The organism is Serratia sp. HNCC26DJ206 (genome assembly GCF_057180605.1).
Window position 1 is genome coordinate 108,088 of record NZ_JBXUGP010000006.1, and the last position, 10,445, is coordinate 118,532.

The following is a 10,445-nucleotide window of genomic DNA, read 5'->3' on the forward strand; positions in this document are numbered from 1 at the left end:
AACGTAAGCGCTATCGCAGGGGAGCAAGGCAAAGGGAAATCAAGCATGACGTCAAAAAATATCGAAACCGCGCTGATCGTGGCCGGACGCAGCAAACGCTATACGCAGGGCTCCGTTAACCCGGTCACCCAACGCGCGTCTTCACTGGTGTTTGAATCGGTTGCCGCCAAAAAGCATGCCACCGCCAAACGTGCCCAAGGTGAACTGTTTTACGGGCGACGCGGCACGCTCACCCATTTTGCCTTTCAGGACGCGATGACCGAACTGGAAGGCGGCGCGGGCTGCGTGCTGTATCCGTGTGGGGCCGCTGCGGTAGCGAATGCCATTCTGTCTTTCGTCGGTGCGGGCGATCATCTGCTGGTAACCGGTTCTGCTTATGAGCCCACGCAGGATTTCTGCACCCATATCCTTGGCCGTATGAATGTGGCCACCACCTATTTTGATCCACTGATCGGTAGCGGGATCGCCGACCTGATCCAGAGCAACACCAAGGTGGTGTTTCTCGAATCCCCCGGCTCTATCACCATGGAAGTGCAGGACATTCCGGCAATCGTCAGCGCCATCCGCGCCGTGAACCCGGAAATTGTCATTATGATCGACAATACCTGGGCGGCTGGCGTGCTGTTCAAAGCGTTGGAGTTTGACATCGATATTTCGATTCAGGCCGGTACCAAATACATCATTGGTCATTCCGACTATATGCTCGGCACGGCGGTGGCCAATGCCCGCTGCTGGGATCAGTTGCGTGAATATTCCTATCTGATGGGCCAGATGGTCGACGCCGATACCGCCTACATGGCCAGCCGCGGCCTGCGCACGCTGAACGTGCGGTTGAAACAGCATGAACAGAGCAGCATCGCGGTGGCACAGTGGCTGGCGCAGCGGCCAGAAGTGGCGGTGGTCAATCACCCGGCCCTGCCAAGCTGTAAAGGCCATGAATTCTATCGCCGTGATTTCAGCGGCTGCAACGGCCTGTTCTCCTTTGTGCTGAAACAGCGGTTGAGCGATCGACAACTGGCCGACTATCTCGACAACTTCAGCCACTTCAGCATGGCCTATTCCTGGGGCGGTTATGAGTCGCTGATCCTGGCCAATCAGCCGGAAGAGTTGGCGGCCATTCGCCCAGCGGGAGGTGTTGATTTCTCCGGCACGCTGGTGCGTCTGCATATCGGGCTGGAAAACGTGCAGGACCTGATCGACGATCTGGCCGCCGGTTTTAAACGCATCGCCTCGTAACGTTAGCGGGCGGCAACTCTGCCGCCCTTTTTTTACGCGTTTTACCCTTCGTAGCACATTTCTACGTTCTGTTTAATGTCCACTTAAGCGAATAGCGGTACACTCAGCACACAATTGAGCATGATTAAAGCATGGTAGCCCGCAAAAAATCAGATCAGGCACCACAGGACAAGAAATGGATGTATTAAGAGAGATTGTTCACGCACTTTGGACGCACGACTTTGCTGCCTTGGCTGAGCCCGGCGTGGTTTGGGTCGTTTACCTGGTACTTTTCGCCACCCTGTTTTTAGAAAACGGATTACTGCCCGCCTCCTTCCTGCCGGGTGACAGCCTGCTGTTATTGGCCGGGGCACTGATAGCCAAAGGCGTAATGGGGTTTCTCCCCGCCCTGATTATCCTGACCGTTGCCGCCAGCCTGGGTTGCTGGCTGAGTTATCTGCAAGGACGATGGTTAGGCCATACTTCGCTGGTAAAAGGCTGGCTGCTACAGCTACCGCTGCAATATCATCAACGAGCCCACGTCCTTTTTAACCGCCACGGCCTGATGGCCCTGCTGATTGGGCGCTTTCTGGCGTTCGTCCGCACGCTATTGCCGACCATGGCGGGGATCTCCGGCCTGAGCAATACACGCTTTCAGATCTTTAACTGGTTGAGTGGCCTGCTTTGGGTCGGTTCCGTGATCACCCTGGGTTACGCCTTCAGCCAGATCCCGCTGGTGAAACGCCATGAAGATCAGGTGATGGCCGGGTTGATGATCCTACCCGTCGCACTGCTGGTCTTCGGCCTGCTCGGTGCGATGTTGGTGATTTGGCGCAAGAAGCGCGCGAGCCGCGCTAGCGCTTAACCCTGCATCATTATCACGTTGTTGTCCCGCAGCCGGGCGAGTTCATCGCTCGGCGTAATGCCAAACAGGCGCTTAAACTCACGGCTGAACTGGGAAGCACTTTCATAACCCACGCGGATCGCCGCCGTGCTGGCTTTCAGCCCATCATGCACCATCAGCAACCGCGCTTTGTGCAGGCGATAGGATTTCACATACTGCAACGGTGACGTATTGGTTACTGCTTTAAAGTTATGGTGGAACGCCGAAATACTCATATTCACCTCGTTGGCCAACTGCTCGACGTTGAGGTTATCGGCGTACTGGCTTTCAATCCGCCGCAGCGCTTTGGCAATCTGGCTGAAGTGAGTATGGCGGTTGACCAACTCCTGCAACGACGCGCCGCAACTGCCGCGCAGCACGTAATACAACAACTCGCGCACAATCTGCGGCCCCAAGACGCGGGCATCGAGCGGTTTTTCCATCACGTCCAGCAGGCGTTCGGTGGCGCACAGCATTTCGTCCGTCAGCGGTGAAAGATTGACGCCGCTGCTTTCGACGCGCGGTTTCATCAGGTAATCATCGTCACCAATGTCGATCAGCAGATCCTGCAACATTTGGATATCAATATTCACCGCCAGGCCCACTAGCGGCTGATCCAGGCTGGCGAAAGTTTCGCATTCAAACGGCAGCGGCACCGTCATCAGCAGATAATTGCGCGGATCGTACTGGAACACCTTGTTGCCACAGTAGCCCACCTTATGCCCCTGAAAGATGATCACAATACCGGGCTCGTACATCACCGGCTGACGCGGGCAATACTCATTGACGTACAGGATATTCACCTTGGGCACTGGCGAAGGGCTGTAACCTTTCACACTGGCAAAACGCATTGCCTGGCGCGCCATGCGGCTGCGCAGCTCATCAAGTTCAGTCATGGAAACCCCTCTTGCACCCAGAACAATCCAGCACAGATAATAGTAAAAAACAGGTTTTTTTCTACAGCATTCAGTAGAAATAGGCAAGACATCGATAGGAATGTGCATTGTGTAGCAGGGCTAAGTTACTGACAATACACTCCAGTTATTTTTGCGCCTTTGGCGCTACCCTGATACCCGAGAGAAATCGATCATGCATAACTTTATTCTCCATACCCCGACCAAAATCCTGTTTGGCAAAGGCCAGATCGCCGAGTTGGCTAAACAGATCCCGGCAGAAGCCCGCATCCTGATCACCTACGGTGGTGGCAGCGTGAAGAAAAATGGCGTGCTGGATCAGGTTTACTCCGCACTGGCGGGCCGCAACGTGCAGGAGTTCTCCGGCATTGAGCCGAACCCGACCTATGAAACGCTGATGAAAGCGGTAGAGATCGTCCGGGCAGAAAATATCGACTTCCTGCTGGCGGTCGGCGGTGGTTCGGTGGTTGATGGCACCAAGTTTATCGCCGCAGCAGCCCACTACACTGCCGATCAAGATCCGTGGCATATCCTGAAGACCGTAGGCAGCGATGTGGCCAGCGCGGTGCCAATGGGCTGTGTACTGACCCTGCCAGCCACCGGTTCTGAATCCAACAGCGGTGCCGTGATCACCCGCAAAAGCAGCGGCGATAAGCAGCACTTCTTCTCGCCACATGTGCAACCCCTGTTTGCCGTACTGGATCCGGTAGTAACCTACTCGCTGCCGCCACGCCAGATCGCCAACGGCGTAGTAGATGCGTTTGTGCATACCCTTGAGCAGTACCTGACTTACCCGGTCGATGCCAAAGTGCAGGATCGCTTCGCCGAAGGCCTGCTGCTGACGCTGCTGGAAGATGGCCCGCGCGCATTAGCTGAGCCGGAAAACTACGCGGTGCGTGCCAATGTGATGTGGAGCGCCACTATGGCGCTGAACGGGCTGATCGGTGCCGGTGTGCCGCAGGACTGGGCAACCCATATGCTCGGCCACGAACTGACCGCTATGCACGGTCTGGATCACGCGCAAACCCTGGCCGTTGTACTGCCAGCGCTGCTGGTGGAGAAAAAGGCGCAGAAACGCGCCAAGCTGTTGCAATACGCCGAGCGCGTCTGGGGCCTGCGCGACGGCTCTGAAGACAGCCGTATTGATGCCGCTATCGCCGCTACCCGCACCTTCTTTGAAAAAATGGGCGTGCCGACCCGTCTGTCTGATTACCAGCTCGATGGCAGTTCAATTCCGGCGCTGATCGACAAGCTGCATCAGCACGGTATGACCGCGCTGGGTGAACACCAGGACATCACGCTGGAAGTCAGCCAGCGGATTTATCAGGCTGCACGTTAAACACACATCACAGTTTCCTGCTAGGCTTTAATCTCTGACCTTCTCTGTGCCCGGCCGATCACCGGGCACAGTTTTGCGCTGCAACTGCGCTTTCGATCGCATCGCATGACATCGTCTCGTTAACCAATGGGAGAATATTATGGCGAACCAATCCGACAATACCATCCATGCCTGGGCTTCCCCCGGTAAGGGAAAGCCCCTTGAGCCTTTCAGTTTCGACGCCGGAGAGTTAGGCGATGATGATATCGAGGTGGCGATCGACTACTGCGGCGTCTGCCACTCCGATTTATCGATGCTGAATAACGAATGGGGCATCACCCGCTATCCGTTCGTTCCAGGGCATGAAGTGGTCGGAAAAGTGGTCAAACTCGGGGTACACGCGCAGAACAAAGGGCTGAAAGTCGGCCAGGCGGTGGGCGTCGGCTGGAATCGCGGCAGCTGTATGCACTGCCACCCTTGCATGTCTGGCGATCAGCATTTATGCCATAAGGTGCAACCGACCATTATTGGCCGCCACGGCGGCTTTGCCGATCGCATCCGCAGCCACTGGGCCTGGGCCATTCCGCTGCCGGAAGGGGTCGATATCACCAGCGCCGGGCCGCTATTCTGCGGTGGGATCACCGTTTTCAACCCGCTGTTGCAGTACAATGTACGCCCGACCCAACGCGTTGGCGTGGTAGGCATCGGCGGTTTGGGGCATATGGCAATCCGCTTTATGCACGCCTGGGGCTGTGAAGTCACCGCCTTTACCTCATCTAACAGCAAACGTGACGAAGCCCTGGCGCTGGGTGCGCACCGGGTTATCGCCAGTAATGACAGCGCAGCCTTGAAAGCCATTGCCAACCAGCTCGATTTTATTCTGGTCACCGCCAGCGCTTCGCTGGACTGGAATGCGTTCCTCGGCACGCTGGCACCCAAAGGCCGCCTGCACTTCGTCGGCGCAGTGCCTGATCCGGTACCCGTTCAGGTGTTCGCGTTTATCAGCAAACAGGCGGAGCTTTCTGCTTCCCCAACCGGTGCTCCTTCGCGGTTGGCGGATATGTTGGCGTTCTGCGCCCGGCATGGCATTGAGCCGCAGGTGGAACATTTCCCACTCAGCAAAGTAAACGATGCTATGGTGCATCTGGAAACAGGTAAAGCACGTTATCGTATCGTACTGGATATGCACGCTTAGACGGTAATCTCAGCAATGCCTGGGGTTGCCAACTAAAATTAATCTTGTCTTGGAAGTTGTTATTTAAGGAGACAACGCATGCAACCCATCATCAAACTCCACGATGGTAATCTGATGCCGCAGTTGGGTCTCGGCGTTTGGCAGGCAAGTATTGCAGAAGCCACCCATGCGGTCACCAAGGCGCTGGAAGTCGGCTATCGCTCCATTGATACTGCTGCGATCTACAAAAACGAGGAAGGGGTTGGCGACGCGCTGCAATCCACCTCGATCCCGCGCAGTGAGCTGTTTATCACCACCAAACTGTGGAACGACGATCAGGGCGATCCGCAAGCAGCATTGGAAACCAGCTTGAAAAAGCTGAAGCTGGACTATGTCGATCTGTATCTGATCCACTGGCCAAAACCAGAGCAGGATCAGTATGTCGACGCCTGGCGCGGCCTGATCAAGCTGCGTGAACAAGGGCTGGCAAAAAGCATCGGGGTATGTAACTTCCACATGCCACACCTGCAACGCCTGCTGGATGAAACCAACACCGCACCGGTGATCAACCAGATCGAACTGCACCCGATGCTGCAACAGCGGCAACTGCGCGCCTGGAACGCCACGCACCACATCGTCACAGAATCCTGGAGCCCGCTGGCGCAGGGTGGTGAAGGCGTTTTCGATCAGCCCATCATCAAGCGATTGGCCGAGAAATACGGCAAGACTCCGGCGCAGATCGTGGTGCGCTGGCACCTGGACAGCGGCCTGGTGGTGATCCCGAAATCGGTCACTCCTGCACGTATCCGTGAAAACTTTGAGGTGTTTGATTTCAAACTGGATAAAGACGAACTGAGCGAGATCGCCACACTGGACGTCGGCAACCGCCTGGGGCCAGATCCCGAGTCACTGTAATGTCAGTCTGAGGTGTATCTCTGCAAGGGCCGATATAAAGTCGGCCCTTTTCAGTTCAGTGCAGATTTGCATCAACCCGCAGCAAGGAGAGTATTAATCGGTGGGTAGCGGTGCAGGGCGATCAGGTTGTGGGCTTCCCAACGATCGTGTGCAGCCTGTAGGTTAATCCAGAAGTCATCATCAAGTTCAAACAGTGCTGCCAATTTGCTCGCCTCTTCTACGCTGAGGCGGCGTGTATTGTTGACAATTTGCCCAATGACCTTACGTGATAATTTCATCGCATCAGCTAATTGTTGCTGGGTAATATTTAATGGCTTCAGGAACTCTTCGTTCAACATTTCACCTACAGTAGTAGGCTCGGCAGTAATCGTGTCCATATTATCCCCCCCATTAGTATTTATGTGGATCCAGATAGACATCGTAGGCCGCACCGTCTCGCCAGCGGAATATAAGCCGCCACTGAATGTTCACCCGTATACTTGACCAGCCTTCCAAGTTGCCCGAAAGTCGCTCATAATTATTACTACGCGGCTGAAACAATGACCGTTCAGTGCTTGCTGCCGCCAACATACTGAGCTTTCGTCGTAATTGGCTTTCAATACTTGCAGGAATCATCCCGCTCCGCTCATTGTATTGGTAAAACCTGCATAATATGCCGGGTTCTCCATCCCTGAAACTTCCTATCATTGGTACACCTGACAGTATCCGTTGATAAGCGTCATTGTATCCTAAAAGGCACTTTATGTATCCATTTTGGCACAAAATGAGTCACAAATGGAACATTTAATGAAGAAATAGGTCTATTGAAAGAATATTGGCCACTCTAGCGAATCTCTAATTTCTGCCTGTTTGGCATCACGGGTTACACTGGCAAACATGTTTAACCGTTTTTATTGCACTACACTGACGTTATCATGCTGTCTCAACGCACCCACTGAAACAACCGCATGGAGCACCATGAAACTCACCCTCTTAGCTCAGTCTCGCCTGATTATGATAAGCCTGGTGCTGCTTCTGGCAGGCTGTGCGGGCGAAAAGCCCCGCAGCAGCTATCACTACGAGCCACGCTCCTATCAAAGCGCGATTGAAGAGGCTGCGGCGCAATACGGTGTCGACAAGAAGCTCATTACCGCGATGATTCAGGTGGAATCGAGCTTTAACCCTGGCGCTGTGAGCAAATCCAACGCCATCGGTCTGATGCAGCTCAAGGCCAGTACCGCTGGCTGCGATGCTTACCGTTTCAAAGGCAAGAGCGGTTGCCCGGATGACGATGACCTGCGGGATCCGCAAATCAATATCGATCTCGGCACTGCCTATCTGGCCTCGCTACAGCGCCAACTCAGCGGCATCGATAATCCGGTCACGCTGCGCTATGCCACCGAAGTGGCCTACGTCAACGGCGCAGGTGCCCTGCTGCGTACTTTCTCCAGCGATCGTCAAAAAGCGGTCAGCATGATCAACAACCTGTCCCCAGAAGCCTTTAACTGGCACGTGCGCCAGCACCATCCTTCACCGCAGGCACCGCACTATATGGCCAAGGTCGAAGCGGCGTATGGGGGTTTGTAGCAGAAAGGGCTGTCTCTACAGTTTGATAAGCTTGAACTACTGGGAAAATCCATAAATTGGATAAGTCGTTGCTGAATCTGTCAGGCGGTTAAGGGCCTAGGCTGTGTGAAAACGTTTTTGATCGCATAAGCGGCCAAAAACAGAGCTGAAAACCGCGCTTGTATGTAAAATTTAACTCTACTAAGCAGTCGTTCAACTTCAGATTTTGCATAGGCGTGCGTACTTCAGTTTTGGTCAGAGTTTTCACACAGCTGCCTGAGCCAAAAGCGGACGGGGTTGAATGCAGATTGAGCTTTGGCTTGCACTTACTTTTTTTTGGTTTATATGCTATAAAATTGCATTAATATTCACTTTAAGGATGTTAACATGTCGGCAGAGTCGCTCGTTAAAGCACAGTTTGAAGCATATAATGCTCGTGATATTGAAGCGTTCCTATCTTGTTTTTCAGATGAGTTTAAAGGATATCGGATGCCAACCGAAAGCCCTTCAACCACAGGAAAAGAATCATTACGTGAATTTTACGTTAACAATCGTTTTAACAATCCGAAACTTAGAGCAGAGCTTATTTCCAGAATCGTACTGGGTGATAAAGTTTTCGACCACGAATTGATATATGGCTTGTCTCCTGACCCTTTGGAGAGCGTAGCAGTTTTCGAAGTTAAAAATGATCTCATTTCAACAGCATGGTTCTACTTCCCGTAACTAAAATTTTTACCGAGAACTCAATAAGGATCAGGTTAAAACGCATTATATCCCAGTAGGTTAGAGCTATGACAGGTCCGCCTCACGCTCATAGCAGCCCTATGACGGATTCGAGCGAGGCAGCTTTACATTGTGGTATGTTAGGTAACACTGAGCAGTTTGATTTGAAAAAACAGGATGTCCTCCCAGTGGAAACTAACAACTGCCTGACCTGCGGTCAGCCAATGAGCAAAATACCAGAAACTCTCAATCTTGATTGTGGAGGAGATTGTTTAAATTGCATGGCCTGGCATGGTGACCCTAACGCAATTGAGGTTATTGAGAGACTTACTGGCGATGAATGTGATGGAATATGTGCTGTAAAGCGAATCTTCGAGACCAAGCTTTGCTATCCACTCATGAAAAATTCTGTTGTATTACCGAGTTGATATATGTTGGCAAGAACCGACGCGTGATTGGAATAAATAGTCTTTATTGTGCAGCTTGCCCAGCTTTATCAATGCGGCAACAAATTCTCTCGTCCCTTTAGTTAACTCGAACTGAACAGGGTCACCGGTCTTCTGTTGCAGCACCGTCGCTCTGCTTGAAACAGAATTACCATATGAAACATCTGACACTTTTAGTTTAACCAGATCACAGCCACGCAGCTTGCTGTCCAAAGCCATGTTGAACAGAGCCAGATCGCGTATTTTACCTTCCAGTTCAAGTCTGATTCTGATTCCCCAGATATGAGATATCTGAAGCGGTCTTTTTTGGCCGATGGTACAATCTTTGTTCCAGGGTGATGTGTTCATACTCAAATCTCCTGCAATATCGGAGATCTGAGTATGGTTGTCCCTAAAGAGCGTGAAGCGGACGTTTAAAAATCAAGTCGAAAAAGATGGCATGCTCAGATTAATAAGTTAAAATAGCCGTGCACGGCAAGGCTATTATCATCTTTTGATACATACAAAAATATAATCATGAATAAAAGTTATTATTTCGAAAATAAATATAAGAAATGGTCCATTACAGCCGTGATATGCATCATTATGGGTGGATGGTTCTGGTATATGTTGTGGGCATCAAGTATCTCCCATAATACCATTTTACAAAAATCGGTACCTGAATGGATAACGTATATTTCTTTTGGCGCATTGATTGGAAGCTTCTCTTTTATACGCGCTTTTTATCTTCGCACTTTTAACAAAACATTAAAGTATCTTTGTAATGCATTTTTTGGCGGTTTTTGCCTGGGATTTGTATTGAGCTTAAACTGTTACGATGTCTATGTTTATCTCTTCCCAGACAAAATAATTGGCTATGAATCTGAATATGAGGTTGTCTTTCCAGGGCCATCGAGAGGTAAGCATGGGCATTGTGAAGCAGGTATCTGGTTAAAAGATCAGAACACCACCAGATGGATACAGCTTTGTACAAACAAAGAATTTCTGCGCAGCCATCGTAAGCAAGGAATGACAGGAGTATGGGTAACAGCTCGTGTAAATAAAATTGGAACTTACATTGTAAAATACGAATTTATTTATATTTAAATGAAAAAAATATTAATATATTACAATTACTTAGATCATTATCTTTTTTTTGCACCTGTGAAAATGAATGATAGCCAACACCTGCTCATCGCTCATAGCTGCCCGAACACCTTGCTATGGCAGCTTCGAGCGAAAAGCGGAAGTTGGCGTATAGGAACTCGGAGCGAGGAGCGGGCATCAGCAATGATCCTCACAACTAACGGAAGCATTACTAACATCACGATGC

Annotated in this window: 11 protein-coding genes and 1 pseudogene; 8 read left to right on the forward strand and 4 right to left on the reverse strand. The window is 51.5% G+C overall.

The features are described from left to right. Window positions 1–45: 45 nt before the first annotated feature. A complete protein-coding gene (gene metC / locus AC2A1E_RS05750; protein WP_484382969.1) occupies window positions 46–1,236 on the forward strand; it encodes a cystathionine beta-lyase in 1,191 nt (396 codons plus the stop codon). 175 nt (window positions 1,237–1,411) lie between these two features. Next, complete coding sequence (locus AC2A1E_RS05755) at window positions 1,412–2,080, forward strand: DedA family protein (protein WP_484382970.1); 669 nt, start codon at window positions 1,412–1,414, stop codon at window positions 2,078–2,080. Here AC2A1E_RS05755 and AC2A1E_RS05760 read toward each other — a convergent pair. After that, the gene (locus AC2A1E_RS05760) at window positions 2,077–2,994 is read right to left on the reverse strand and encodes an AraC family transcriptional regulator (protein WP_484382971.1); all 918 of its coding nucleotides are present in this window, start codon (window positions 2,992–2,994) and stop codon (window positions 2,077–2,079) included. The genes AC2A1E_RS05755 and AC2A1E_RS05760 overlap by 4 nt on opposite strands. A gap of 193 nt (window positions 2,995–3,187) precedes the next feature. On the opposite strand from AC2A1E_RS05760, the gene yqhD reads away from it, so the two are divergent. The 3 genes from yqhD to dkgA all read left to right on the forward strand — a co-directional run bounded on the left by yqhD (window position 3,188) and on the right by dkgA (window position 6,419). Continuing rightward, window positions 3,188–4,351 carry an alcohol dehydrogenase gene (yqhD, locus tag AC2A1E_RS05765; RefSeq protein WP_484382972.1) on the forward strand — a complete coding sequence of 388 codons (1,164 nt, stop codon included), beginning with the start codon at window positions 3,188–3,190 and terminating at the stop codon, window positions 4,349–4,351. A 139-nt stretch (window positions 4,352–4,490) separates the two neighbouring features. Further along, window positions 4,491–5,525 (forward strand): NADPH-dependent aldehyde reductase Ahr, encoded by a 1,035-nt coding sequence (gene ahr, locus AC2A1E_RS05770; protein ID WP_484382973.1) that lies wholly within the window; start codon window positions 4,491–4,493, stop codon window positions 5,523–5,525. Window positions 5,526–5,603: 78 nt separating this feature from the next. Beyond that, window positions 5,604–6,419: a 2,5-didehydrogluconate reductase DkgA gene (dkgA, locus tag AC2A1E_RS05775; protein ID WP_484382974.1), complete on the forward strand. Its 816-nt coding sequence runs from the start codon at window positions 5,604–5,606 to the stop codon at window positions 6,417–6,419. Window positions 6,420–6,490: 71 nt separating this feature from the next. Here dkgA and AC2A1E_RS05780 read toward each other — a convergent pair whose 3' ends face one another. Next, window positions 6,491–6,796 (reverse strand): HigA family addiction module antitoxin, encoded by a 306-nt coding sequence (locus AC2A1E_RS05780; protein ID WP_459400012.1) that lies wholly within the window; start codon window positions 6,794–6,796, stop codon window positions 6,491–6,493. 13 nt (window positions 6,797–6,809) lie between these two features. Then, window positions 6,810–7,106, reverse strand: a complete 297-nt coding sequence (locus AC2A1E_RS05785) for a type II toxin-antitoxin system RelE/ParE family toxin (RefSeq protein WP_484382975.1) — start codon at window positions 7,104–7,106, stop codon at window positions 6,810–6,812. Between the two features lie 270 nt (window positions 7,107–7,376). On the opposite strand from AC2A1E_RS05785, the gene AC2A1E_RS05790 reads away from it, so the two are divergent. After that, the gene (locus tag AC2A1E_RS05790; protein WP_484382976.1) at window positions 7,377–7,985 is read left to right on the forward strand and encodes a transglycosylase SLT domain-containing protein; all 609 of its coding nucleotides are present in this window, start codon (window positions 7,377–7,379) and stop codon (window positions 7,983–7,985) included. Window positions 7,986–8,351: 366 nt separating this feature from the next. Then, entirely contained in the window at window positions 8,352–8,687 is a 336-nt protein-coding gene (locus AC2A1E_RS05795) for a nuclear transport factor 2 family protein (RefSeq protein ID WP_484382977.1), read from the forward strand. 346 nt (window positions 8,688–9,033) lie between these two features. Here the strand turns inward: AC2A1E_RS05795 and AC2A1E_RS05800 are convergent. Next, window positions 9,034–9,481, reverse strand: a pseudogene (locus tag AC2A1E_RS05800) (tyrosine-type recombinase/integrase); the annotation flags it as partial. A 168-nt stretch (window positions 9,482–9,649) separates the two neighbouring features. Here AC2A1E_RS05800 and AC2A1E_RS05805 point away from each other — a divergent pair. Further along, on the forward strand, window positions 9,650–10,219 hold the full coding sequence (locus AC2A1E_RS05805; RefSeq protein ID WP_484382978.1) for a hypothetical protein: 570 nt from the start codon (window positions 9,650–9,652) through the stop codon (window positions 10,217–10,219). Window positions 10,220–10,445 lie beyond the last annotated feature (226 nt).